Source organism: Duganella sp. GW821-FHT07F09, from assembly GCF_059418705.1.
The window spans coordinates 1-24,823 of the sequence record NZ_JBWKQJ010000001.1; the positions used below are offsets into that span (position 1 = coordinate 1).

Consider the following 24,823-nt stretch of genomic DNA (forward strand, 5'->3'; position numbering starts at 1 on the left):
GGAGCGGGAGAAGAGTCTCGAACTCTCGACCTCAACCTTGGCAAGGTTGCGCTCTACCAACTGAGCTACTCCCGCGTCGTCATCAGCAACAACAGGCCAGCATTATAGAGGATCTGTGCACGCTGTCAATGGTCAAAACTTTGCCGAATGAAAAAGATTGAATATAGTTTATTTCGTTCCCGCCCCACCCTACAACGTGCCGGCCTTTTCCTTGATCAGGGGCCACGCCAGGCGCAGGTAATAGAACATCGACCACACCGTTAGCACTGCCGCGACCTCCAGCAGGCGCGCGCCCCAGAACTGCGTGTCGATGGCGCCGAACAGCACGTCGTGGTACAGCAGCAGCGGGATGGCGGTCATTTGCGCGGTGGTCTTGATCTTGCCCAGCGAGCTGACGGCGACCGATTTGGAGGCCCCGATCTGCGCCATCCATTCACGCAGCGCCGAGATGGCGATCTCGCGGCCGATGATGACGAACGACAGCACGGCGTTGGCGCGATCAAGCTGCACCAGCACCAGCAAGGCCCCCGCCACCATCAGCTTGTCGGCCACCGGATCGAGGAAGGCGCCGAAGGCCGAGGTCTGGTTCCAGCGGCGCGCCAGGAAACCGTCGAACCAGTCGGTGACGGCGGCGACGATGAACACCAGCGTGGCCGCCAGGTTTTGATCGGCCACCGGCAGCATCGTCGTCGGCAGATAGTAGACGCCCACCACCAGCGGAATCAGCGCGACGCGCAACCAGGTTAACAGTATCGGTATATTGAAAGGCATAGGCTTGGGTGAAGGTGCTGGTGTGAATATTTTCGCTGTGACTATTTTAGTTACGCGCCGCTAGTCTACCTTGCCACCGCACATTAAACCAGCACGTTTGCCCCGGGGCTACGCCGCCCCGCCCCTCCACCACGCCCCTAGTGCAGCTGGCGGTAGATTTCCTCGGCCAGCGCGCTGGAAATGCCTTCGACCTGTTTCAGGTCCTCGACGCTGGCGTTGACCACGCCACGCAGGCCGCCAAAGCGCGCCAGCAGGCGCTGGCGGCGTTTGGCGCCGATGCCCTCGATCTCCTCCAGTCGCGACGTCTGGCGCGTCTTGGCGCGCTTGGCGCGCATGCCGGTGATGGCGAAGCGGTGCGCCTCGTCGCGGATCAGGGCCACCAACATCAGCGCCGCCGATTCCTTGCCCAGCTCCTGCGGCGCGCGGCCGTCGACGAACATCAGGGTCTCCAGGCCGACGCGGCGCCCCTCCCCTTTTGCCACGCCGACGATCAAGCTGATATCCAGGCCCAGTTCCGCGAACACCTGGCGCGCCATCTCGATCTGGCCCTTGCCGCCGTCGATCAGCACCACGTCGGGCATGACACCGTCGCCATTGGCCACCTTCTCGTAGCGGCGGAACAGCACCTGCCGCATCGCCGCGTAATCGTCGCCCGGCGTGATGTCGTTGATGTTGTAGCGGCGGTATTCGCCGTTTTGCATCTGGTGGTGGTGGAACACCACGCAGGATGCCTGCGTCGCCTCGCCCTGCGTGTGCGAGATGTCGAAGCATTCGATGCGCAGCAGGTCGATGTCCTCCGGCTCGAGCGCCAGCGCCTCGACCAGCGCGCGCGTGCGCGACTGCTGCGAGCCCTGCTCCGACAGCAGGCGCGCCAGCGAGATCTCGGCGCCCTTTTGCGCCAGCTCGAGCCACTTGCGGCGCTGGTCCTGCGGCTGGAAGATCAGGTTGATGCGGTGGCCGCACTGCTCCTGCAAGGCCACCATCAGCGCCGGCTGGTCGAATTCGATATTCAGGATCAGGGTGCCGGGGATGAATTTCTCGGTGTAGTGCTGCGCCAGGAAGGCGGCCAGCACCTCGACCTCGATCGGGTCTTCCGCGATGGCGGCGGCGTCGCCGACGTGGTTGGGGAAGTAGGCGCGGTCGCCCAGGTGGCGGCCGCCGCGCACCATGGCCAGATTGACGCAGGCGCGCCCGCCCTGCACCAGCACGGCGATGATGTCGACGTCGGCGTCGCCGGTGGTTTCCATGCTTTGCTGGTGCAGCACGCGCGACAGCGACTGGATCTGGTTGCGCACCGATGCGGCCTGCTCGAATTTGAGGTCGGCGGCGTAGGCGTGCATTTTCTTTTCCAGATCCTCCATCACTTCGCTCTGGCGTCCGCGCAGGAAGCGCGCGGCGTTTTCGACATCGACCTTGTAGTCTTCCTTGCTGATCAAGTCGACGCACGGTCCGCTGCAACGGCCGATCTGGTGCAGCAGGCAGGGGCGCGTGCGGTTGGAGTAGACGCTGTCCTCGCAGGTGCGGATCAGGAAGACCTTCTGCAGGATCTGCATCGATTCCTTGACCGCCCAGGAGCTGGGGAACGGGCCGAAATACTGGTTCTTCTTGTCGACCGCGCCGCGGTAGTAGACCATGCGCGGCGAGTCGCCGCCGGTGATCTTCAGGTAGGGGTACGATTTATCGTCGCGGAACAGGATGTTGAAGCGCGGCGCCAGCGCCTTGATCAGGTTGTTTTCGAGGATCAGCGCCTCGGCCTCGCTGTGCGTGACCGTCGTTTCCAGCCGCGCGATGCACTCGACCATCATGGCGATGCGCGGGCTGGCGATATTCTTCTGGAAGTAGCTGGAGACGCGTTTTTTCAGGTCGCGCGCCTTGCCGACGTAGAGGACCTTGTCCTCGGCGTCGAAATAGCGGTACACGCCCGGCAGGTTGGGCAGCTTGGCCACGGTGGCCAGCACTTGTTCGCGCGGGTCGGGCGCTGGTACGGTTGCGGTTGTTGCGACTTCTGTCATTGCATGTCTCGGTTAAAAATGCCGCGTCGCCACTGATCCACGTAGGGCGGATTAGGCGGAACGCCGTAATCCGCCATCTGTGAGCCGCCGACGACGCACGCATTGGCGGATTACGCTGCGCTAATCCGCCCTACGTGATTCAGATAACGCTTTGTTCCACGATGACGAATGCGACGGCGTATTCCGCCTCGTCGCTGACCGTCACCTGCGTCGTCAGCTTATTCTTGTCCATGAATTCTTTCAGTACGCCGCTGCACACGATCATCGGCTTGCCGCTCGGCGCGTTGAGCATCTGCGCGGCCGGCCACGTCATCGGCATGCGGATACCGAGCCCGATGGCCTTGGCGAAGGCCTCCTTGGCGGCGAAGCGCGTGGCGACGAAGCGGATGCCGCGCACCGGATTCTTGGCCTTGCGCGCCAGGTATTTCTCCATCTCCTGCGGGCCCAATATCTTCTTCGCGAAGCGGTCGCCGTGGCGCGCCAACGCCTCCTCGATGCGCGGAATTTTGCAGATATCGGTGCCTATGCCGTAGATCACCGCGCCCCCAGTCGGGTAGAGACCATGATGGCCTTCATTTCGCGCACGGCGTTCTCCCAGCCGACGAACACGGAATGGGCGACGATGGCGTGGCCGATGTTCAGTTCCGCGATATCCGGAATGGCGGCGATGGCCTGCACGTTGGTGTAATGCAGGCCGTGGCCGGCGTTGACCTTCAAGCCCTTGGAGACGCCAAACAGCACTCCGCGCTTGACCCGTTCCAGCTCGGCCGCCTGCTCGGCGCCTTCGGTGTCGGCATAGCGGCCGGTGTGCAGCTCGATCACCGGCGCGCCGGCTTCCACCGTGGCGGCGATCTGCGCCTCGTCGGCGTCGATGAACAGGCTGACACGGATGCCCTCCGCCTGCAGCTGCTTGACGGCCGCCTGCACGGCGTTGAAGTGGGTGACGACATCGAGGCCGCCTTCGGTGGTGACCTCGGTGCGCTTTTCCGGCACCAGGCAGACGTCCGCCGGCTTGATGCGGCAGGCGAAATCGATCATCTCCCGGGTGACGGCCGCCTCCAGGTTCATGCGGGTTAGCAGCTGCGGCGCCAGCGCGATGACGTCGGCGTCCTTGATGTGGCGGCGGTCTTCGCGCAGGTGCAGGGTGATGCAGTCGGCGCCGGCCTGCTCGGCCAGCAGCGCGGCGCGGATCGGGTCCGGATACATGGTGCCGCGCGCGTTGCGCAAGGTGGCGACGTGGTCGATGTTGACGCCAAGGTCGATGATGGTGCCGGAAGGATGCAGGTAGCTCATTTGTCTTTACCGTTTATGTTTATTCTTGGACTGCGATGTTATAACTGCGACAAGTCGATCAATATCTGGCGCGTGTTCAGCGGCGCGCCGCCCAGGTGGTGCGCCAGCAGGAAGCGCATCAGCTGCTTGCTCTGCGATTGCGTGGCGGCGTCCTGGTAGTCCTCGCGCTCCATGTCGAGCAGCGTCTTGCCGGCCACGCGCGGCGACTGGTCGGACGCGCGCTCGGGACGCGGGCCGCGCTCCGGATCGACCACGTAGACCACGTCGGCCCGCACCGGCGCGCGCGTGGCGGTGCAGCGCGACAGGTCGGCCGAGACTCCCGTCTCCCTAAGTAGGGCCCGTTCGAATTTTCGCAAGACGATGGGCGCCGGTTCGTTGTGCGCGAGTTGATTGAGCGTGGCGACGTAGTGGTCGAACAGGGCCGGATGGGCGTCGTCGCGCGCCAGCAGCTTGACCAGCAACTCGTTGAGGTAGAAGCCGCACAGCAGCGCGGTTTTCTCCAGCGGCAGCATGCCGCCCACCCATTCGGCGTCGGTCAAGGTGCGCAGCTCGGATTTGCCGACCCAGCTCGACGACAGCGGCTGGAAGGTTTGCAGCACGCCGCGCAGCTGCGAGTGCGGCCGCTTGGCGCCCTTGGCGATCAAGGCCACGCGGCCGAAGTCGCGCGTGAACAGATCGATGATCAGGCTGGTTTCTTTGTAGGGGTAACTGTGCAGGACGAAGGCCGGCTGGCCGGCGACCTTGGTGCCGAAGGTGCGCTCGCGCGACGGCGCGCGGGAACGCTTGGGGGGACTTGCGGGGGCCGGGATGGCGGCCACGGGGGCCGCCGTCGTGACGGGCACTACGCCACGCTCCGCTCCAGGCGCTGCCTGTCGCGGTTCGGCCGTGCTATCGGCATCAGCCTCGGCGTCGTGCGTGGTGTTGGACATCGGTCCTCTTTTATTCGTAGCCGTAGGCGCGCAGACCCGCTTCGTTGTCGGCCCAGCCGGATTTGACCTTGACCCAGATCTCCAGGTAGACCGGGCCGCCGAACAGCTTTTCCATGTCCAGCCGCGCCTGCGTGGACACTTCCTTCAGGCGCGCGCCCTTGTTACCGATGATCATGGACTTGTGCGTGTCGCGCTCGACCAGGATGGCGGCGAACACGCGGCGCAGGTCGCCCTCCTGCTCGAACTGCTCGATCAGCACGGTGCTGGTGTACGGCAGCTCGTCGCCGACGAAGCGGAACAGTTTTTCGCGCACGATCTCGGACGCCAGGAATTTCTCGCTGCGGTCGGTGATGTCGTCCGGTCCGAAGATCGGCTGATTCTCCGGCAGGAACTTCTTGATCTCTTTTTCCAGGCCGTCGAGCTGGAAGCGCAGCTTGGCCGACACCGGCACGATGGCGGCGAAGTTGAACCTGGCCGCGACCTGCTGGGCGAACGGCAGCAGCACCGCCTTGTCCTTGACCTTGTCGGCCTTGTTGATCACCAGGATCACCGGCACTTCGGACGGCAGCAAGTCCATCACCTGCTGGTCGGCCGGGCCGAAGGTGCCCGCCTCGATCACGTACAGGATCAGGTCCGACGAGATCAGGGTGTTGGTGACGGTCTTGTTGAGCGTCTTGTTGAGCGCGTTCGCGTGGCGGGTCTGGAAGCCCGGCGTGTCGACATAGATGAACTGCGCGTCGTCGTGGGTCTGGATGCCGGTGATGCGGTGGCGCGTGGTCTGCGCCTTGCGCGAGGTGATGCTGACCTTGGCGCCGATGAGCGTGTTCATCAACGTCGATTTGCCCACGTTGGGGCGGCCGACAATGGCGATATAGCCACAACGGAAGTTGGCGGGGGTCGTTTCGGTAGTCATGCTATATCGCTTCAGAGTATGGTGTTGCGCTTCGTGTAATACTTTATGCCAGCAATTACTTGGCGGCCGCCTTGGCCGGCGCGGCATCCGCCGCCGGCTTGGCCTCGTCGCCGGCCTCGCCCTGCACGGTGGCGATGCCGGCCAGCTTGAGCTGGGCGGCGCGCGGCTTGGCCTTGCGGCCGGCGGCCGGGGTCTTCAGCAACGCCTGCTCGGCCACTTCCAGCGCCAGCTTGGCGGCGGCCTGTTCGCCGGCGCGGCGACTGCCGCCGCGTCCGTAGACCTGGATGCCCAGCTTGGGCACCAGGCATTCGATCTCGAATTCCTGGCTATGCGCGGCGCCATGGGTGGCCACCACATTGTACAGCGGAAGCGAAATCTTCTTACTTTGCAGGAATTCCTGCAGCAGGGTCTTGGCGTCCTTGCCCAGGGTTTGCGGATCGACGGTGTCGAGGATGGGGATGTAGAAGGCGCGGATCACGTCGCGCGCCGGGTTGAAGCCGCCATCCAAAAAAATGGCGCCTAACAGCGCCTCAAGCGTGTCGGCCAGGATCGATGGACGCCGGAAGCCGCCCGATTTCAACTCGCCCTCGCCCAGGCGCAGGAACTGCGACAGCTCCAGCTTTTGGGCGATCTCGTACAGCGACTGCTGCTTGACGAGGTTGGCGCGCAGGCGCGACAGGTCGCCCTCGTCGATCGCCACGTAACGCTCGTACAGGATGGACGCCACCACGCAGTTGAGGATCGAATCGCCCAAGAACTCCAGTCGTTCGTTATGCAAACTGCTGTGGCTACGATGCGTCAAGGCCTGCTGCAGCAGGCCGGCATCCTGGAACGTATAGCCTAAACGGGTTTGCAATAACTGAAGATTCATTGTTTGATCGGTTCTGTATGACGTCGACTCGACGCATTAAATTAATCGGCTGGCTTTATTCATCGATTTTCGCCGTCGCCGCCGGCAGGCCGGACTTGGCGGTCGTGCCCTGGTATTCGAGCAGCAGGCTGGCCGGTCCGACCAGCGGGATTTTCTTTTCGTATGCGAAACTCACTTCCATCTCGCCGTTTTCCTTGCCGATGACCAGATCGCGGCTGTTGATCGAGCTGATGTACCCGGTCGTGGCGCTGGCGTCGAACGCCTTCTGGATCTCGACCACCGAATTGCCGCCGGCGGCCTTGGCCGTGACGATGGCGTTCTGGATCGCCCGGTATTCGGTGTAGGTGGGCACGATCTTGAGCCCCAGCACGCCGATAAAGCCCAGTACGGCCAGGACCACGATCAGTCCCACCAGTGAAATGCCCTGTTGCGTGCCCTGTTTCCTGCATTGACGAACTGATTGCATGTTAGTCCCTTTCGGTCCGCCCCGCGCTCACCACGCTTATTGAGGATTACTGGATGCTGCCGATGCGGCGCAGATTACCCAGGTTCATCCAGACAAAGAATGCTTTCCCAACAATGTTCTTATCAGGAACGAAGCCCCAGTAGCGGCTGTCGAGGCTGTTGTCGCGATTATCACCCATCATGAAGTAGTTGCCTTTAGGAACCACACACGTGAAGCTGTCATAGGTGTAGGTGCACGACTCGTCCTTCAACGGGAACTGCTGCACTTCGGCCGGATTCAACGTCGGCGCGCGTTCGCTGTTCAGAATGCGGTGGGTGACGCCGGTCAGGCCTTCCTGGTACTGCTTGTTGTAGACCAGGCGCTCGTCGTCCAGGTAATCGTCCAGCGCGGTGTACTTCACTTCCACGCCATTGACCGTCAAGCGCTTGTTTGCATACGTGATCTTATCACCCGGCACGCCGACCACGCGCTTGATGTAGTCCTGGCTCATGTCGCGCGGATATTTGAACACCATGACGTCGCCGCGCTGCGGGTCGTTGATCTGGATGACCTTCTTGTTGAGCACCGGCAGGCGGATGCCATAGGTGAACTTGTTCACCAGGATCAGATCGCCCACCAGCAGGGTCGGCACCATCGACGACGACGGGATCTTGAACGGCTCGTACAGGAACGAGCGCAGGAAGAACACCAGCGCGATGACCGGGAAGAAGCTGCCCGAATACTCGATCCACACCGGCTGGCGCAGGATGCCGGCCTCGATCGCGGCGCGGTTACCATTGTTGTCGACCTTGATGCCGTCGGCGGTCAGCTTGGCGTTGCGCGCGTCGTATTCGGCCAGCGCGCGGTTGGCGGCGGCGCGGCGCTGCTTGGCCAGGTAAAACACGTCCAGGAACCAGATCACGCCCGTGATCACCATCAGCACGAACAGGATTAATGCGAAGTTACCTAAGATTACTTGCAGGCTCATTTATCGTCCACTTGTAAGATTGCCAGGAATGCCTCTTGTGGAATCTCGACCGAGCCCACTTGTTTCATGCGTTTTTTACCGGCCTTTTGCTTCTCGAGCAGTTTCTTCTTCCGGCTGATGTCGCCGCCGTAGCACTTGGCCAGCACGTTCTTGCGCAAGGCCTTGACGTTTTCACGCGAGATCACGTTGACACCGATGGCGGCCTGGATCGCGACGTCGAACATCTGGCGCGGGATCAGCTCGCGCATCTTGGCGGCCACCTGGCGGCCGCGATAGGCCGAGTTGGACCGGTGCACGATGATGGCCAGCGCGTCGACCTTCTCGCCGTTGATCAGCATGTCGACCTTGACGACGTCGGAGGCGCGGTATTCCTTGAACTCGTAGTCCATCGAGGCGTAGCCGCGCGAGGTCGACTTCAGCTTGTCGAAGAAGTCGAGCACGATCTCGCCCATCGGCATCTCGTAGACCAGCTTGACCTGGCGGCCGTGGTAGGCCATGTCCATCTGCACGCCGCGCTTGCCGATGCACAGGGTGATCACCGAGCCGACGTATTCTTGCGGCATGTACAGGTTGACCGTGACGATAGGTTCGCGGATCTCGTTGATCTTGGTCGGCTCCGGCATCTTCGATGGATTGTCCACCTTCAGGATGCTGTTGTCGCGCATGACGACCTCGTACACCACGGTCGGCGCCGTGGTGATCAGGTCCATGTCGAATTCGCGCTCGAGGCGCTCCTGGACGATCTCCATGTGCAGCAGGCCGAGGAAGCCGCAGCGGAAGCCGAAGCCCAGCGCCTGCGACACTTCCGGCTCGTACATCAGCGCGGCGTCGTTCAGTTTCAGTTTTTCCAGCGAGTCGCGCAGCGCGTCGTACTGGTTGGCCTCGACCGGGAACAAGCCGGCGAACACCTGCGGCTGGACTTCCTTGAAGCCAGGCAGCGGCGCGGCGGCCGGACGGTTGGCCAGGGTGACGGTGTCGCCCACCTTGGCGGCCTTCAATTCCTTGATGCCGGCGATGATGAAGCCCACCTGGCCGGCCGACAGTTGCGGCAGGGAGACCGAGCGCGGCGCGAAGATGCCGACGTCCTCGACCAGCTGCAGCGAGTCGGTCGCCATCAGTTTGATCTTGTCTTTGGGTTTCAGGGTGCCGTTGATCACGCGCACCAGCATGACGACGCCGACGTACGGGTCGTACCACGAGTCGACGATCAGCGCCTGCAGCGGCGCTTCCGGATCGCCCTTCGGCGGCGGCACCTTGGCGATGATCGATTCGAGCACGTCCTCGACGCCCAGGCCGGTCTTGGCCGAGCAATGGACGGCGTCGCCGGCTTCGATGCCGATGACGTCTTCGATTTCGGCGATCGCGGTCGGCGGATCGGCGTTCGGCAAGTCGATCTTGTTCAACACCGGCACCACTTCGACGCCCAGGTCGAGCGCGGTGTAGCAGTTGGCCACGGTCTGGGCTTCCACGCCTTGCGAGGCGTCGACCACCAGCAGCGCGCCTTCGCACGCCGACAGCGAGCGCGAGACTTCATACGAGAAGTCGACGTGGCCGGGCGTGTCGATCAGGTTCAGGTTGTAGACCACGCCATCGCGCGCCTTGTATTGCAGCGCGGCGGTTTGCGCCTTGATCGTGATGCCGCGTTCGCGCTCCAGATCCATCGAATCGAGCACCTGCGCCTCCATCTCGCGGTCGGACAGGCCGCCGCACAGTTGAATGATGCGGTCTGCCAGGGTCGATTTACCGTGGTCGATGTGGGCGATGATGGAAAAATTGCGTATGTTGTTCATTAACAAATATTCAAAAACGGGGGTGAGACGACGGGCGCGCGTGGAAGTGACATCCTGTGCGCAATACAAAAAAAGCGCTCCGAGCGGGGCAGTAATGCCCTGGCGAGCGCCTGATGTAGCTAACCCCGCATTTTACCGGATTTCAGAGGGGAAAGGCCGACTTCTGCACTGCGACATTTATTTTGCTTATTTATTGAGCAAGGAGTGGGCGTGAAGCACGGCGAGCACGCGCGGCTCGTCGAGGAAGTAATGGCACAGCTCGGGGGCGGACAGATCGGCGTACAGCACGGGCACCAGCTCGTCGAAGCGGGCCAGCAGGGTGGGATCGTCCGAGGTGTCGATGTCGATGACGTCGACGGTGAACGGGCGCGACGGTGTTTGCAGGCGCAGCAAAGCGTCCAGCATGTCCTGGCACAGGTGGCAGTAACTACGCGAGTAGAGGGTAAAAAGCATGGACGGGCTGTTCGATCCGACGTGGAGACACGTAGGGCGGATTAGGCGGAACGCCGTAATCGGCCATGCATGCGCCGCCGGGACGCCTACATGGCCGATTACGCTGCGCTAATCCGCCCTACGTGTCTCCGAGGTTGGGCTTACTTCGCTGTCGCGCTCGGCCGCAGCGAAATAAACTGCGTCGCCTCGCCACGGCGCACCAGCAGCACCGACGGCTTCTTCGGATCGAGCTTGGCCACCAGCGCGTTGAACTGCTTGGCGTCCTTGACCTCGCTGTTATTGAGCTGCAGCACCACGTCGCCCTCCTGCAGGCGCGCGGCCACGCCCTCGGCCGACTCGACCACCACACCGCCGCTGACGCCCAGCGTCTTCTTCTGGTCCGCCGTCAAATCGCTGACGACCAGACCCAACGCGTTGGGTTTGCCCTGCGCTTCAGGCTCGGCCTGCTCGCCCTTGCCCTTGCCCTTGCCTTTGGATGCCTTGGCGCCCTTCTCCGGCTCCAGCTCGGCCACCACCACCGGCAGGTCGAGCTGCTGGCCCTTGCGCCATACCGTCACGGTCGCCTTGCTGTTGATGGCCGTGCCGCCAACCAGACGCGGCAGGTCCGACGAGCGGGTCACCGGCGCGCCGTTGAATTTCAGGATGATGTCGCCCGACTTGATGCCGGCCTTGTCGGCGGGACCGCCCGGCTCGACCAGCGACACTTCGGCGCCCTGCGCGCTCTTCAAGCCCAGCGATTCGGCCACTTCCTTGCTCACTTCGCCGATCTGCACGCCGATGCGGCCACGCGTGACCTTGCCCGACTTCTTCAGTTGCTCGGAGACGCGGATCGCCTCGTCGATCGGCACCGCGAACGAAATGCCGTTGTAGGCGCCGGACAAGGTGGCGATCTGCGAATTGATGCCGATGACCTCGCCACGCATATTGATCAGCGGGCCGCCCGAGTTGCCGGGATTGACGGCCACGTCGCTCTGGATCAGCGCCAGGTAGTCGCCGGTGTCGCGCTGTTTGGCCGAAATGATGCCGGCGGTGACGGTGTTTTCCAGGTTGAACGGGGAGCCGATGGCGATCACCCATTCGCCGACGCGGATCTTGTCCGAGTCACCCATGATCAGGAACGGCAGCTTGTCGCCTTCGATTTTCAGCACGGCGACGTCGGTGCGGGCGTCGGCGCCCAGCACCTTGGCCTTGAATTCGCGTTTATCGGTCAGGGTGACGAACACCTCGTCGGCGCCCTCGACCACGTGGGCGTTGGTCATCACATAGCCGTCGGCCGACAGGATGAAGCCGGAGCCGACGCCGCGCTGCACCGGCTCTTCCGGCGCCTGGCGGCGTCCGCCGCGCGGATTGCCCCTGCCCGGTGGCGTGGCCTTGCCGCCGGGACCGGGCTGGGGAATGGCGCCGCCGAAGAAGCGGCGCAGGAATTCCTGCATTTCCTCGTCGCCGAGCTCTTCGCCGCGGCCGCCCTGCTTCATCACTTCGGTGGTGCGAATATTGACCACCGCCGGCCCGACCTTGTCGACCAGATCGGCGAAATCGGGCAAGCCCAGCACGGCGCCGGTGACCGGCGCGGCCGCTGTGGCGGGCGCCATGCCCAGCAGGGCCGGAGACATCCATACGCTTGCGCCGACCAGCAGCGCGGAAAGAGTTTTACTACCAGCAGTGAAATTGTTTTTCATGGAAAGTATCGGTCTCTATAAAGTTCTTGGATGCGTTTAACCACCCAGTATCGCCGAGCGTCATGGGTGGTCAGCATACATGGTAAGCGAAAAGTCGCCCGCCAGCTTGCCCAAAGTTATTATAAGAGTATGTGACGGCCGCTGGCTTAAGGCAGAATTACGGCAAAGGCATGGCCGAACCGCGGCAACATCAGGGAAGAATCACGTCGGCCCGCGACTCCGGCAGATCCTCTGGCGGCGGCTCCGCGTCGAACGGCGGCGCCGCCGGATCGCTGGCGCCGGGAGTGAACGGGGAGAGCTCGTGCGCCGGTTCGGCGGCCAGGCGCTCGGCCAGCGCCGCGTTGAAGCCGTCGCTGAGGGTGCCGTCGGCCTGGTCGCGCAGCACGTCGCCGGTCAGGTGGTAAGCGCGCCAGGCCGCCTGCCCGTCCGCAGTGTCGAGGGCGGCGAATGCCAGCTCCCGTTCGCTGTGCGGCAGTTCACCATCGGCCAGCGCCGAGATGTTTTCGTGCAGTCTTTTCTGGGTATCCATCGCGTATCCCGCCATCTTAAAACACATCCACCCTGGTGCCGCCTAGTCGACACTTTCTGGACGCCAACAACAATTGCCATCATTACTGCCTTACCAGCGCTTGTCAATCGGCATGTCCAGTAAAGGCTTCAATTTTTCGGCGATGACTTCGCGGGCACGGAATATGCGGCTGCGGACCGTGCCGATGGGACAGGCCATGATGTCTGAAATCTCCTCATAGCTCAATCCCTCGATCTCGCGCAGGGCGATCGCGGTGCGCAAATCCACAGGCAAGGCATCCATCGCCGCATTGACCGTCTGCGCGATCTGTTTGCTTGCCAGCATGGATTCCGGCGTATTGATGTCGCGTAATTGCTCTCCATCGTTAAAGGCTTCCGCTTGTTCCGCATCCGCTTCGGTCGACGTGGGCGTACGGCGGCCCTGCGTCGCCAGGAAGTTCTTGGCGGTATTGATGCCGATGCGGTACAGCCACGTGTAGAAGGCGGAGTCGCCGCGAAAATGCCGCAACGCCCGGTACGCCTTGATAAACGTCTCTTGTACCACATCTTCAGCCTCGGCCGGGTCGTGCACGATACGTGACAGCAAGCGCATCAGGCGGCGTTGATACTTCGCCACCAGCATATCAAACGCCTGCTTGTCACCGGCCCGGACCCGGTCGACCAGCATCTGGTCACACTCACGTTCTGTCGTCACTCCTGCATTCCTCAGTGGCCTGCAGCATCGCCAAATCCTATAGTCATATATGCTATAGAGTTAGCCCGCTGCAAGAAGTTCACAGTGTTGGCGTTTTTATTTCAGTGCGTCCAGCAACGGAACGGCACGCCAGCGACAGCGCACGCAGCTCAGGCCGCGTCACACCGTCGGGCAGCACCAGCACCCACCGCACCCTGCCGTCATCGCCACCCAGGCGTAACAACAAGATGCCCGGCCACAAGGTCGACCCATCCAGCAGGCGCAAGGCCGTCCCTGGTTCTTGGTATACCGCCAGCCGGACCCCGCCGACACCCGATATATCAAGCTGCAGCGCGAAACCGCAGGGACGCCCCATCACACAGCCGAGCACGCCGGCCAACACACACAGCAGCGGCGCGAACACGCCCGGACAGACGGCGCCCGACATCGTCACGCAACTACACAACCCGGCGTGCAAAAGACGCAAGCCGGACGAGGGGCGAACGATGACGGACACCGCAATCGACATGACGGCAGCACCACAAAACGCGTACACAAAAAATAGGGGGAAACAACACAGCTTGGAAGCGCCAGCGCTAGGCTGGGCAATTCTGGCGCTGGCGAATGCCAGCGCCGAATCCTCGCTCACTTTGGTTGGACCAGGTGAGCCCGGATTTAGTTCAACGCGAAGTCAAACTTTTTTACATTTTACCGAACAGCAGACTGCCGTTGGTGCCGCCGAACCCGAACGAGTTCTTCAGCGCGTACTCGATCTTCATCGGACGGGCGACGTTGGCGCAGAAGTCCAGGTCGCATGCCGGGTCCTGGTTGAAGATGTTGATGGTCGGCGGCGACACCTGATGGTGGACCGCCAGCACCGTGAACACCGCCTCCAGACCGCCGGCGCCGCCCAGCAGGTGGCCGGTCAACGACTTGGTCGAGTTGACCACCAGCTTTTTGGCGTGGTCGCCAAAGGTGCGCTTGATGCCCTGCACCTCGGCCACGTCGCCCTGCGGCGTCGAGGTGCCGTGCGCGTTCACGTACTGCACCTGGTCGGGATTGACACCGGCGTTGCGCAACGCGGCTTGCGCCGACTTGCTGCCGCCGGCGCCGTCTTCCAACGGCGAGGTCATGTGATACGCGTCGGCGCTCATGCCAAAGCCGAGCAGTTCCGCGTAGATCGTGGCGCCGCGCGCCTTGGCGTGTTCGTACTCTTCGAGCACCATCACGCCGGCGCCCTCGCCCAGCACGAAGCCGTCGCGGTCCGTGTCCCATGGACGGGACGCGGTCGCCGGATCGTCGTTGCGCGACGACAGCGCCTTGGCCGAGGCGAAACCGCCCAGGCCCAGCGGCGAAATGGTCGATTCCGCGCCGCCGGCCACCATCACGTCGGCATCGCCGTACTCGATCAGACGAGCGGCGGCGCCGATGCAGTGCAGGCCGGTGGTGCAGGCCGTCACGATCGACAGGTTAGGGCCACGCATGCCGTACTTGATCGACAGGTTACCGGAGATCATGTTGATGATCGACGCCGGCACGAAGAACGGGGAGATACGGCGCGGACCGCGCTTGTCGTAGTCTTCCTTCTGCTCTTCGATCATCGGCAGGCCGCCGATGCCGGAACCGATGATGACGCCGATGCGATCGGCGTTGTCTTCGGTCACGACCACGCCGGAATCCTGCACGGCCTGGATACCGGCCGCCATGCCGTAATGGATAAACGTATCCATATGGCGGGCTTCCTTGGCCGAGATGTAGTCCTCGATGTTGAAGCCTTTGACTTCACCGGCAAAACGGGTACTGAAAGCTTGCGCGTCAAACTTGGTGATGGTGGCAATACCGGATTTGCCTTCCAGCGCCGCCGCCCACGTGTCGGCAACATTGTTGCCGATCGGGGAAACGGCGCCCAGGCCGGTAATGACAACACGACGGTTTTTAGAACCTCTCAAGCGATTCTCCTAAAGTCGATCGGGCGGTAAATCAGGCCTTGACGTGTGCAGTAGCGTAGTCGATCGCTTGCTGTACGGTCGTGATCTTTTCTGCCTGTTCGTCAGGGATTTCCATTTCGAATTCGTCTTCCAGGGCCATCACCAGCTCGACGGTGTCCAGCGAGTCAGCGCCCAGGTCGTCGACGAACGAGGATTCGATCTTGATGTCTGCTTCGGCGACGCCCAGTTGCTCAGCGACGATTTTCTTAACGCGTTGTTCGATATCCGACATGTTATGGCTCCATTTGTTTGTTACGGAAAGCGCGCATTTTATCAGGTTTGCGCACTGAAAAACTAATTTCGATGTCTGCCGCTAATTTACTGCAAACTCTTTCGAAATCACTGGTAAAAGACGGGAATCGGCTTTTTATTCACGCCGGAACCCGTCAATTCATGTACATACCGCCATTCACGTGCAAGGTGGTACCGGTAATATATGCCGCTTGCGGCGACGCCAGGAAGGCCACCGCCGCGGCGATATCCTCCGGCTTGCCCAGGCGCGCCAGCGGAATCTGCGTCAACAGCGCCGCGTGTTGCTCCTCACCCAGGGCCTTGGTCATGTCGGTATCGATGAAGCCCGGCGCCACACTGTTGACGGTGATGTTGCGGCTGCCGATCTCGCGCGCCAGCGCACGGCCCATGCCCTCGACGCCGGCCTTGGCGGCGGCATAGTTCATTTGGCCTGGATTGCCGGACGACGCCACCACCGAAGTGATGTTAATAATACGCCCAGTTTTCGCTTTCATCATGCCGCGCAGTACAGCGCGCGACAAACGGCCGACGGAACTGAGGTTGGTGGCGATGACGCTGTCCCATTCCTCGTCCTTCATGCGCATGGCCAGCTGGTCCTGCGTGATGCCGGCGTTGTTGACCAGGATGCCGACGGCGCCGAAGGTTTTGGTGATCTCGTCGATGACGGCGGCGCAACGCGCGGCGTCGGTCACGTTCAGGACCATGCCCTTGCCCGCCTCGGCGCCGAACTCGGCCAGGTAGGCGCTGATCGCCTCGGCGCCCGCCTCGGTGGTGGCGGTGCCGATCACGCGCGCGCCCTGGCGGGCCAGCTCTTGCGCGATGGCCTTGCCGATGCCGCGCGATGCGCCCGTGACCAGAGCGACTTGATTTGCTAAATTCATGGTTGTCCTTCTACGTAAATAACGAGTGTCTTTGATTTACCTGCGCCGCTTACTTGAGCGAGGTCAAGATGCGGTCCAGCGAGGCCTGGTCGGTGATGGCGTCGCCCGCCAGGGTGGCGTCGATGCGCTTGGTCAAGCCCATCAGGACCTTGCCCGGACCGCACTCGACCACCTGGGCGATGCCTTCGGCGGCGACCTTCTGCATCGTCTCGACCCAGCGCACCGGCGCGGCGGCCTGGCGCACCAGCGCGTCCTTGATGGCGGCCGGATCGTTGAGCACGGCGACGTCGACGTTGTTGATCAGCGCGATCTGCGGCGCCGAGAAAGCCAGGTCGGCCATGTAGTCGCGCAAGCGGTCCGACGCGGGCTTGAGCAGCGACGAGTGGAACGGCGCCGACACCGGCAGCTTCATGGCGCGCTTGGCGCCCTTGGCCTTGGCGATCTCGCAGGCGCGCTCGACGGCGGCGGTTTCGCCGGCGATGACCACCTGGGCCGGCGCGTTGAAGTTGACCGCCTCGACCACCGAACCCGGCGTGGCGGCGACCGCCTCGGCGCAGGCGGCGCGGACGTCGTCGTCCGACAGGCCCAGCACCACGGCCATCGTGCCCTGCCCGACCGGCACGGCTTCCTGCATCGCTTGCGCGCGGAAGCGCACCAGCGGCACCGCGTCCTTGAACGCGATCACGCCGGCGGCGACCAGCGCCGAGTATTCACCCAGGCTGTGGCCGGCGACGATAGCCGGCACCGGGCCGCCGGCGGCGATCCACGCGCGGTAGGTGGCGACGGCGGCGGTCAGCATGACCGGCTGGGTGTTGGTGGTCAGGTCCAGCTCTTCCTTGGGACCTTCGGCCATCAGCTTGCCCAGGTCGAAGTTCAGCGCGTCCGACGCCTCGGCGATCGTTTGCGCCACCACCGGGTTGCCGGCGAAGCCGTCCATCATCGCGATCGCCTGCGACCCCTGGCCTGGAAATACAAAAGCAAATTTAGTCATCACAAATCCATCTCGTTAATTTTCGTAGGGCGGATTAGCGAAGCGTAATCGGCCATGCATGCGTCTCGACGGCGGGCGCATTGGCCGATTACGGCGTTCCGCCTAATCCGCCCTACGTGATCCCGCGGTTACGCTAACACGGTCTAATGACAATGTTGCTACCGCCGGGCTCGTTAGAACTCTAATTCTAATTCAGCCTCAAAAACGCGCCAGAACCGCGCCCCAGGTGAAACCACCGCCGACGCCTTCCATCAAGATGTTCTGCCCCTTCTGGATACGGCCGTCGCGCACCGCGACATCCAGCGCCAGCGGAATCGACGCCGCCGACGTATTGCCGTGCTGATCGACGGTGACGACCATCTTCTCCAGCGGCAAACCCAGCTTCTTGGCGGTGCTGTTCATGATGCGGATATTGGCCTGGTGCGGAATCAGCCAGTCGATCTGGTCCTGCGCCATATTGGCTTTTTCCAGCGCCTCGTGGGCGACCTTCTCCAGCACCGACACGGCCAGCTTGAACACCGCCGGGCCGTCCATGTACAGGTAGGCCTCGCCGGCGATGGCGCCGCCGAACGAATCGGGCATGCACAGGATGCCGGAATGGCGGCCGTCCGCGTGCAGCGCGGTGGCCAGGATGCCCGGCTCTTGCGACGCGGTCAGCACCACGGCGCCGGCGCCGTCGCCGAACAGCACGCAGGTGGTGCGGTCGTTGAAATCGAGGATGCGCGAGAACACTTCCGAGCCGATCACCAGCACGTTCTTGTTCATGCCGGCGCGGATGAAGGCGTCGGCGGTCGACATCGCGTAGACGAAGCCGCTGCAGACGGCCTGCACGTCGACGGCGGCGCCGTTGTTGGTGATGCCCAGCTTTTGCTGGACGATGCAGGCGGTGCTGGGGAAGCTGCCGAAGAAATCGGGGGTCGAGCTGGCCAGGACGATCAGGTCGATATCGTTGGGCTGCAAGCCGGCCATGTCGAGCGCGCGCTTGGCGGCCTTGACGGCCAGGTCGGACGACTTCTCGCCCGGCTCGGCGAAGTGGCGCGCCGAGATGCCGCTGCGGCTGACGATCCACTCGTCCGAAGTCTCGATGCCCTTGGCGGCGAGCTGATCGGTCAGATCCTGGTTGGTGACACGCCGCTCAGGCAAATAGCTGCCGGTGCCGATTATTTTGCTGTACAAAGTCATGCCGTCTACCATCCACTAAATAGTTGAGCTTGGTACTTCCGGGGTTTCCGTGTTGCGTGGCATGAGTTCGGCGATTAACGTCGAAATGTGCGGCAACACATCATTTTTTGCAGCATCATACGCCCGCTTGATCGCCCACTCAAAAGAATATGCGTCGGCGCCACCATGGCTCTTGAACACCAGGCCGCGCAAACCGAGCAGGCTGGCGCCGTTGTAGCGCGACGGCGACAGGCGGTTTTTGATGGCTTTCAACGCGCCGCCGCCGATCAGGGCGCTCAGCATCGTCAACGGATTGCGTTTGAATTCGGTCTTGACTGTGTCGGCGAAGAAGCGCGCCACGCCCTCCACCGCTTTCAAGGTGACGTTGCCGACGAAGCCGTCGCAGACGACGATGTCGGTGGTGCCCTTGAAGATGTCGTTGCCCTCCACGTTGCCGTAGAAGTTGAGCGCGCCGCGTTCGTGGTCGGCCTGCAGCAGCTTGCTGGTGGCCTTGACCACGTCGTTGCCTTTGATGTCCTCGGTGCCGACGTTGAGCAGGCCCAGGGTCGGACGCTCGATGTTTTCCATGGCCGACACCAGCACCGAACCCATGATGGCGAACTGGTGCAGGTGATGCGGTTCGCAATCGACGTTGGCGCCCAGGTCGAGCATGTAGGTCGGGCCGCCCTTCTGGTTCGGCATGATGCTGCAGATGGCCGGACGGTCGACGCCGGTCATGGTCTTGAGCACGTAACGGGCCACCGCCATCAGCGCGCCGGTGTTGCCGGCCGAGACGCAGGCCTGGGCGCTGCCGCCCTTGACCTGCTCGATGGCCACGCGCATCGACGAATCCTTCTTGCGGCGCAGCGCCACTTCCAGCGGATCGTCCATGGTGACTTGTTCGGATGCATGCACGACGGACAGGCGCGGATGCGCTTCGGCGTGATGTTTTTTTAGTTCTGCGCGGATAACGTCTTCCAAACCGACGAGTATCAGTTCAGCCTCTGGTTCGCGTTTGACGAAGGAAATAGCTGCGGGGATGGTGACCGATGGACCGTGATCTCCGCCCATGCAGTCGATAGAAATTTTGATTGTCATTGTTTTGATTCAGTACCACGCTCCAGCCCTTGTCTGGGCAAGCTGCGGCAAGCGGCGGACCACTGAAACCCAGGTCTACGCGTTTCAAAATGACGGTGTGCAAAAGAGGATTGCAGCCGATGAAAAAAGAAAAAGCGATGCTTCATAAGACAGCACCGCCTATTTCCGGGTCCAGCAAAAGCGTCGATTACTCGTCGTTTTTGGTTTTCAGGACTTTACGACCACGATAAAAGCCGTTAGGGCTGATGTGGTGACGCAGGTGCGTTTCGCCGGTGGTTGGCTCGATACCCAGTTGTGGAGCAACCAGGAAATCGTGCGAACGGTGCATACCGCGCTTCGAAGGGGACTTCTTGTTCTGTTGAACTGCCATGTTAATGACTCCTAATACATAAGTTCTAAAATTTTAACACATTCGACCAGCAAATACATGCGAATCGAGTATCCTGCCGGCAAAACGGAACCGGCATAGTTAAACTGAGATTTACTACATTGCCCTACTGACTTGCCATACTCGACTACAACACGTGCGTGGCACGTACTTTACGTACTACTTGTTCGGTCTTGCGTGCTTGCTACTTATTTGGTACTTATTCGGATTTGAGGCCCTTGAGGGCGTCGAACGGCGAGATCTTCTCGCTTTTCGCCTTGTCCAGCAGGGCGCTATCGGGGCAGACATCATGCTTCGGCGTATGCGGCAGGGCCAGCAGCGCTTCGTCTTCCACCAGATCCGCCACCGTCATGGTGCGGCTACCGACGATCACGTCGATCGTCTCGTCGTCGATCATTTCTTCGATTTCATCCGCCTGCTGATCGTCCTTACCCAGCATCAACAGCGTCGACGAATCGATGGTGTGAGCGTATGGGGTCAGGCAGCGCTGGCAGACCAATTGCACGGTGCCGGCGACCGACAGCTTCAACTGCGGGAAGCCCATCTTGCCGGTGCCTCCTTCGACCTTCCAGGTGATGGTGCCCGAGGTATCGGCACAATCCTTGGTCAGGCGGGTCATTTCGGCAACAGGCGTCACGCCTTGCTGGCTGCCGTTGCTCCGACAAAACTCAAAAGCGTCGATGACAATAGCATTCATTACAGAAAATTCCCCGGAAAACCTGCGATAATAACAGGGTTTTCGGCATCAAGTCAAAGCCTGCGCGGCTTTTTCCTGTTTTTCGTCTTTTTCCGTCGCTCTTCAAGCCGGCGACAGAGCATATAACATTCCCCCTATGACATCAAGCGCAACCGCTCAAATCCCCGCACAACGGCTCGTTTTGGCCTCCAGTTCGGCCTATCGCAAGGAATTATTATCACGGCTACAACTGCCGTTCGAGGTCGCCGTGCCCGACATCGACGAGGCGCCCCTGCCCGGCGAAACGCCGAGCGCCACGGCGCTGCGCCTGGCGCGTGAAAAAGCCGCCGCCGTGGCCGCCAAGCTGCCCGGCCGCATCGTCATCGGCTCCGACCAGGTCGCCACATTGGACGACGAGCAGATCGGCAAGCCGGGCAACCACGCCAACGCGCTGTCCCAGCTGCAAAAGATGCGCGGCCGCGAAGTCATCTTCCACACCGCGCTGTGCGTCTGGGACGGCCGCGCGGCCGATCCCGCCACCGCCGCGCAGGTGGAGGACATCCGCACCATCGTGAAGTTCCGCGACCTGCCCGACGCCGAGCTCGACGCCTACCTGCGCATCGAACAGCCGTACGACTGCGCCGGCAGCGCCAAGAACGAAGCACTAGGCATCGCCATCCTCGAACGCATCGACAGCAGCGACCCGACCGCCCTCACCGGCTTGCCTTTGATCGCGCTGACAGGCATGCTGCGCAAGATCGGCGTTTCCTTTTTCAACACGTAATCAAATAAAACCCAGATTTTTATGCCCGGCACCCTCTTTTTAATACCGAACACCCTGGGCGAGACTGAAGCGCTCTCCTCCGTCCTGCCCGAGCAGGTACAGCAGATCACCTCGCGGCTGGACTACTTCGTCGCGGAGAACGCCAAGACCGCGCGCGCCTTCCTCAAACTGGTCAACGCCAACCATGCGCTGGCCAAGCCGCTGCAGGAGATCACCATCTCAGAATTGAACGTCAACACGCCGGCGGCCGCGCTGGCCGGCCTGCTGGCGCCGCTGCTCGCGGGGCGCGATGGCGGACTGGTGTCGGAGGCCGGCGTACCGGCGGTGGCCGATCCCGGCGCCGACCTGGTGCGGCTGGCGCACCAGCACAATATCCCGGTGCGCCCGCTGGTGGGACCGTCGTCGCTGTTGCTGGCGGTGATGGCGAGCGGCCTGAACGGCCAGAGTTTCGCCTTCAACGGCTATCTGCCGACCGACGCGGCGCAGCGCGCCACGCGGATCAAGGAGCTGGAGACGCGTTCGCGCAAGGAAAAGCAGACGCAGCTGTTTATCGAGACGCCGTACCGCAACGCGGCGATGCTGGAGGCGCTGGTGGCGGCCTGCGCGCCGTCGACGTTGGTGTGCGTAGCGACGGATCTGAGTCTGGCATCGGAAACGATACGCACGATGACGGCCGCGCAATGGAAAAGCGCCAAGGCGCCGGATTTCCACAAAAAGCCTACGGTGTTCCTGCTGCTGGCGCAGTAAAGACACGTAGGGCGGATTAGCGAAGCGTAATCGGCCATCGTCGAGCCGTCGACGGCTCAACCATGGCCGATTACGGCGTTCCGCCCCTCAAGGCCTACCGGCAGGTAGGCCGCCTCCTTCTGTGGCCCCCCCCCCCGGGGCGGACTGGCGGGCCTCGCCCGCTAATCCGCCCTACGTGTTTCATCGGTCAGGTGGCGAAGTGGCCAAGTCTAAAATCCACGCGTGTAATCCGTCACCCATTCGATCGCGGCGAGCTGTATCGCGTACAGATCCGCCGGCCGGAGCGACATCTGGCTCAACATCTGCGCCAAGACCTGCCCCTCGCGCCCATGCTCGATATGCTCGATCAGGCTGAGCATGCTGCCATAATCGCCGCCGCGGTGCAGCAGCGCCGCCCTCACCTCGTCGAGCACGTTCACGCTCTCGAGCACGTCGCGCATCTGGATCGAGAACAAGGTGTCCATCAACGACATCACGCCGACCGTGAACCCGATATCGGCGCTGACCCGCTGCCCCGGCCGCAAATGTTCGACCATCAGCTCGATCGTCTTGCCGCGCGTGGTCGCCAGCTGCAGCAGCGGCGACGTGAACTCCTGCGCCCCCTCCCCCTTCACATACAGCAAAATCTGCAACCAACGCTTGAGCTGGCGGCGCCCCAGCACCATCAGCGCGTGCCCCACCGAGTTGATGCGGTAACGCGTGCCGACCGCCGGCGTGTTCACCAGCCGCAGCAAATTCAAGGTGATCAAGGCATCATGCTTGACGCTGCTTTCGATCTCATGACTGCTGGCGTCGGCATCAAGCAGCTCCAGCAGATGCAACACGCTGCGCTGCGACGGCGAGATCTTCTTGCCGCTCAAGATCACCGGGCGGGCGAAATAATATCCCTGGAAGTATTCGAAGCCCAAGTCCATGCACTGGCGGAATTCCTCGACCGTCTCGACCTTCTCGGCCAGCAGCTTTTGCTTGGGGTTCTTGAGCACGCGGGCCAGCGCCGGCAAGGTGCCGGGTCGCATGTCCTGGATATCGACCTTGATGACGTCGCACAGCGCCTGCAGCTTTTGCACGTCCTCTGTCGCGCCGATGACGTCGTCAAGCGCGAAGCGGAAGCCCGCCTGCTTGAGCTCGCGAATGCGGTCCAGCACGTCCGGCGTGGCTTTGACGGTCTCGAGGATTTCGAGGATGACTTTGTCGTTGGGAAGAAAGCGGATGAAATCGCTCATGAGGCCGACGCCGTCGACATTGACGAAGGCCATCTGATCGCCGACCACATGGCCCATGCCCAGCTCGGACGCGTGGGCGATCACGGTGGCCGTGGCCGCGGCCTGGTCGGTGATGTTGGCCGCGTTGTTGGTGTGCGCGTCACGAAACAGCAGTTCGTAGCCGACCAGCCGCTGCCCCCGGTTGAGGATGGGCTGACGGGCCAGAAAGAAATTGTCCGCAAGCTTGGACGGCGGCAGCTCCGGGGCTGTCATCATTCATTTCCCAATCTGCGATGGCATTATCCGGGCCGCTATCTCAGCGAGCGACCCGCTAAACGCCAGACTAACCCGCACCTACCGTCTTGACAACATTTTTCTATCGAGTAACAGGACGGCGCGCGGGAGTGTTGCGCGTAGAAGTCGGTTTGCCGCTCTCCAGCGTGAATTTGGCGCCGCCGTCCTTGGCCAGCGCCTTGACCAGCCAAGGCATCACTTCCTTGAGCATCGGTTCGAGCGTGTACGGCGGATTAAGGATGAACATGCCGCTGCTGTGCAGGCCGAAACCGTCCGGCATCGGGGTGTGCGTGGTCAGCACGACATTGAGCCAGTCGCTGCACGGCAGCTGCTTGAGCTTGTCGGCGAACTGGCGCGATTCCATGCGCTGCAGCAGCGGATACCAGACCGCGTAGGTGCCGGTCGGGAAACGGCCCAGCGCCTCGGCCAGGGTGTCCTTGACCTTTTTGTAGTCCATCTTGTCTTCGTACGGCGGGTCGATCAGCACCAGCGCGCGGCGCGACGGCGGCGGCAGCAGCGCCTTGAGCGCCTGGAAACCGTCGCCACGGGTCACCAGCACGCGCTTGCCGCGCGTGGTCGGACGGATGCCCTGCTGCGCGGCATGCTCGTCGAGCTTGCGGAAGTTATCGGCCAGCAGCTTCGAATCGGCCGGATGCAGCTCGAACAGGCGCAGGCGGTCTTGCTCGCGCGCGACCTGGTCGGCGATGTACGGCGAACCCGGGTAGTAGCGCATCTTGCCGCTCGGATTCATGGCCTTGATCAGGTCGACGTATTCCTTGATCGGCGCTGGCAGGTCGGTGCGCTCCCACAGCGGGCCGATGCCGGTGTCGTATTCGGCGTTCTTGGACGCGAACGCGCTGTCGAGCGCGTAGACGCCGGCGCCGGAGTGCGTGTCGATGTAGCTGTACGCGGTATCTTTCTGGTTCAGATACTGCATCAGCTGGATGGTCACGAAATGCTTCAATACATCGGCGTGATTGCCAGCGTGAAAGCCGTGGCGGTAACTCAACATAGCT

Annotated in this window: 28 protein-coding genes and 1 tRNA gene; 3 read left to right on the forward strand and 26 right to left on the reverse strand. The window is 62.4% G+C overall.

Annotated elements, in window-relative coordinates:
- Positions 1-2: 2 nt before the first annotated feature.
- The 22 genes from AC07P1_RS00005 to plsX form a co-directional block, all read right to left on the reverse strand.
- Positions 3-75 (reverse strand) — tRNA-Gly (locus AC07P1_RS00005).
- 114 nt (positions 76-189) lie between these two features.
- Positions 190-771 carry a CDP-diacylglycerol--glycerol-3-phosphate 3-phosphatidyltransferase gene (gene pgsA / locus AC07P1_RS00010; protein WP_315221562.1) on the reverse strand — a complete coding sequence of 194 codons (582 nt, stop codon included), beginning with the start codon at positions 769-771 and terminating at the stop codon, positions 190-192.
- A gap of 137 nt (positions 772-908) precedes the next feature.
- Entirely contained in the window at positions 909-2,783 is a 1,875-nt protein-coding gene (gene uvrC / locus AC07P1_RS00015) for an excinuclease ABC subunit UvrC (RefSeq protein ID WP_494693936.1), read from the reverse strand.
- 139 nt (positions 2,784-2,922) lie between these two features.
- The gene (gene acpS, locus AC07P1_RS00020; protein ID WP_315221565.1) at positions 2,923-3,321 is read right to left on the reverse strand and encodes a holo-ACP synthase; all 399 of its coding nucleotides are present in this window, start codon (positions 3,319-3,321) and stop codon (positions 2,923-2,925) included.
- Entirely contained in the window at positions 3,318-4,076 is a 759-nt protein-coding gene (pdxJ, locus tag AC07P1_RS00025) for a pyridoxine 5'-phosphate synthase (protein WP_494693937.1), read from the reverse strand. Before pdxJ ends, acpS begins: the two co-directional genes overlap by 4 nt.
- A 38-nt stretch (positions 4,077-4,114) precedes the next feature.
- Positions 4,115-5,005, reverse strand: a complete 891-nt coding sequence (gene recO / locus AC07P1_RS00030) for a DNA repair protein RecO (RefSeq protein WP_494693938.1) — start codon at positions 5,003-5,005, stop codon at positions 4,115-4,117.
- A gap of 10 nt (positions 5,006-5,015) precedes the next feature.
- Positions 5,016-5,918, reverse strand: coding sequence for a GTPase Era (gene era / locus AC07P1_RS00035; RefSeq protein ID WP_494693939.1), 903 nt, complete (start codon positions 5,916-5,918; stop codon positions 5,016-5,018).
- Positions 5,919-5,973: 55 nt separating this feature from the next.
- A complete protein-coding gene (rnc, locus tag AC07P1_RS00040) occupies positions 5,974-6,789 on the reverse strand; it encodes a ribonuclease III (RefSeq protein ID WP_494693940.1) in 816 nt (271 codons plus the stop codon).
- 55 nt (positions 6,790-6,844) lie between these two features.
- The gene (locus tag AC07P1_RS00045; protein ID WP_494693941.1) at positions 6,845-7,255 is read right to left on the reverse strand and encodes a DUF4845 domain-containing protein; all 411 of its coding nucleotides are present in this window, start codon (positions 7,253-7,255) and stop codon (positions 6,845-6,847) included.
- A gap of 46 nt (positions 7,256-7,301) precedes the next feature.
- On the reverse strand, positions 7,302-8,222 hold the full coding sequence (lepB, locus tag AC07P1_RS00050) for a signal peptidase I (protein ID WP_494693942.1): 921 nt from the start codon (positions 8,220-8,222) through the stop codon (positions 7,302-7,304).
- The gene (gene lepA, locus AC07P1_RS00055; RefSeq protein WP_494693943.1) at positions 8,219-10,012 is read right to left on the reverse strand and encodes a translation elongation factor 4; all 1,794 of its coding nucleotides are present in this window, start codon (positions 10,010-10,012) and stop codon (positions 8,219-8,221) included. The genes lepB and lepA overlap by 4 nt, the downstream gene beginning before the upstream one ends.
- Before the next feature lie 186 nt (positions 10,013-10,198).
- A complete protein-coding gene (locus AC07P1_RS00060; protein WP_494693944.1) occupies positions 10,199-10,465 on the reverse strand; it encodes a glutaredoxin family protein in 267 nt (88 codons plus the stop codon).
- A 140-nt stretch (positions 10,466-10,605) separates the two neighbouring features.
- Positions 10,606-12,144 carry a Do family serine endopeptidase gene (locus AC07P1_RS00065; protein WP_494693945.1) on the reverse strand — a complete coding sequence of 513 codons (1,539 nt, stop codon included), beginning with the start codon at positions 12,142-12,144 and terminating at the stop codon, positions 10,606-10,608.
- A gap of 190 nt (positions 12,145-12,334) precedes the next feature.
- On the reverse strand, positions 12,335-12,673 hold the full coding sequence (locus AC07P1_RS00070; RefSeq protein ID WP_494693946.1) for a sigma-E factor negative regulatory protein: 339 nt from the start codon (positions 12,671-12,673) through the stop codon (positions 12,335-12,337).
- Between the two features lie 90 nt (positions 12,674-12,763).
- The gene (gene rpoE, locus AC07P1_RS00075; RefSeq protein WP_494693947.1) at positions 12,764-13,366 is read right to left on the reverse strand and encodes an RNA polymerase sigma factor RpoE; all 603 of its coding nucleotides are present in this window, start codon (positions 13,364-13,366) and stop codon (positions 12,764-12,766) included.
- Positions 13,367-13,445: 79 nt separating this feature from the next.
- The gene (locus AC07P1_RS00080) at positions 13,446-13,994 is read right to left on the reverse strand and encodes a hypothetical protein (protein WP_494693948.1); all 549 of its coding nucleotides are present in this window, start codon (positions 13,992-13,994) and stop codon (positions 13,446-13,448) included.
- Positions 13,995-14,046: 52 nt separating this feature from the next.
- Positions 14,047-15,294, reverse strand: coding sequence for a beta-ketoacyl-ACP synthase II (gene fabF / locus AC07P1_RS00085; RefSeq protein ID WP_494693949.1), 1,248 nt, complete (start codon positions 15,292-15,294; stop codon positions 14,047-14,049).
- Positions 15,295-15,325: 31 nt separating this feature from the next.
- Positions 15,326-15,565 (reverse strand): acyl carrier protein, encoded by a 240-nt coding sequence (gene acpP, locus AC07P1_RS00090; RefSeq protein WP_008449912.1) that lies wholly within the window; start codon positions 15,563-15,565, stop codon positions 15,326-15,328.
- 154 nt (positions 15,566-15,719) lie between these two features.
- Complete coding sequence (gene fabG, locus AC07P1_RS00095) at positions 15,720-16,466, reverse strand: 3-oxoacyl-ACP reductase FabG (protein WP_494693950.1); 747 nt, start codon at positions 16,464-16,466, stop codon at positions 15,720-15,722.
- A gap of 49 nt (positions 16,467-16,515) precedes the next feature.
- Positions 16,516-17,457, reverse strand: a complete 942-nt coding sequence (gene fabD, locus AC07P1_RS00100) for an ACP S-malonyltransferase (RefSeq protein ID WP_494693951.1) — start codon at positions 17,455-17,457, stop codon at positions 16,516-16,518.
- Between the two features lie 198 nt (positions 17,458-17,655).
- Entirely contained in the window at positions 17,656-18,639 is a 984-nt protein-coding gene (locus AC07P1_RS00105; RefSeq protein WP_494693952.1) for a beta-ketoacyl-ACP synthase III, read from the reverse strand.
- Between the two features lie 15 nt (positions 18,640-18,654).
- Positions 18,655-19,716 (reverse strand): phosphate acyltransferase PlsX, encoded by a 1,062-nt coding sequence (gene plsX, locus AC07P1_RS00110; protein ID WP_494693953.1) that lies wholly within the window; start codon positions 19,714-19,716, stop codon positions 18,655-18,657.
- On the opposite strand from plsX, the gene AC07P1_RS00115 reads away from it, so the two are divergent.
- Positions 19,688-19,864, forward strand: coding sequence for a hypothetical protein (locus AC07P1_RS00115; protein WP_177196599.1), 177 nt, complete (start codon positions 19,688-19,690; stop codon positions 19,862-19,864). The genes plsX and AC07P1_RS00115 overlap by 29 nt on opposite strands.
- 39 nt (positions 19,865-19,903) lie before the next feature.
- Here AC07P1_RS00115 and rpmF read toward each other — a convergent pair whose 3' ends face one another.
- Together rpmF and AC07P1_RS00125 are read right to left on the reverse strand one after the other, a co-directional pair.
- A complete protein-coding gene (gene rpmF / locus AC07P1_RS00120; protein WP_008449924.1) occupies positions 19,904-20,086 on the reverse strand; it encodes a 50S ribosomal protein L32 in 183 nt (60 codons plus the stop codon).
- Between the two features lie 217 nt (positions 20,087-20,303).
- Positions 20,304-20,801 (reverse strand): YceD family protein, encoded by a 498-nt coding sequence (locus AC07P1_RS00125; protein ID WP_315221604.1) that lies wholly within the window; start codon positions 20,799-20,801, stop codon positions 20,304-20,306.
- Positions 20,802-20,937: 136 nt separating this feature from the next.
- Here AC07P1_RS00125 and AC07P1_RS00130 point away from each other — a divergent pair, with 136 nt between their 5' ends.
- Positions 20,938-21,564, forward strand: a complete 627-nt coding sequence (locus AC07P1_RS00130) for a Maf family nucleotide pyrophosphatase (protein ID WP_494693954.1) — start codon at positions 20,938-20,940, stop codon at positions 21,562-21,564.
- 21 nt (positions 21,565-21,585) lie between these two features.
- Complete coding sequence (locus AC07P1_RS00135) at positions 21,586-22,311, forward strand: SAM-dependent methyltransferase (RefSeq protein ID WP_494693955.1); 726 nt, start codon at positions 21,586-21,588, stop codon at positions 22,309-22,311.
- Positions 22,312-22,520: 209 nt separating this feature from the next.
- Here AC07P1_RS00135 and AC07P1_RS00140 read toward each other — a convergent pair whose 3' ends face one another.
- Together AC07P1_RS00140 and AC07P1_RS00145 are read right to left on the reverse strand one after the other, a co-directional pair.
- Positions 22,521-23,789 (reverse strand): EAL and HDOD domain-containing protein, encoded by a 1,269-nt coding sequence (locus AC07P1_RS00140; RefSeq protein ID WP_494693956.1) that lies wholly within the window; start codon positions 23,787-23,789, stop codon positions 22,521-22,523.
- Positions 23,790-23,889: 100 nt separating this feature from the next.
- A complete protein-coding gene (locus AC07P1_RS00145) occupies positions 23,890-24,819 on the reverse strand; it encodes a 23S rRNA (adenine(2030)-N(6))-methyltransferase RlmJ (RefSeq protein ID WP_315222436.1) in 930 nt (309 codons plus the stop codon).
- Positions 24,820-24,823 lie beyond the last annotated feature (4 nt).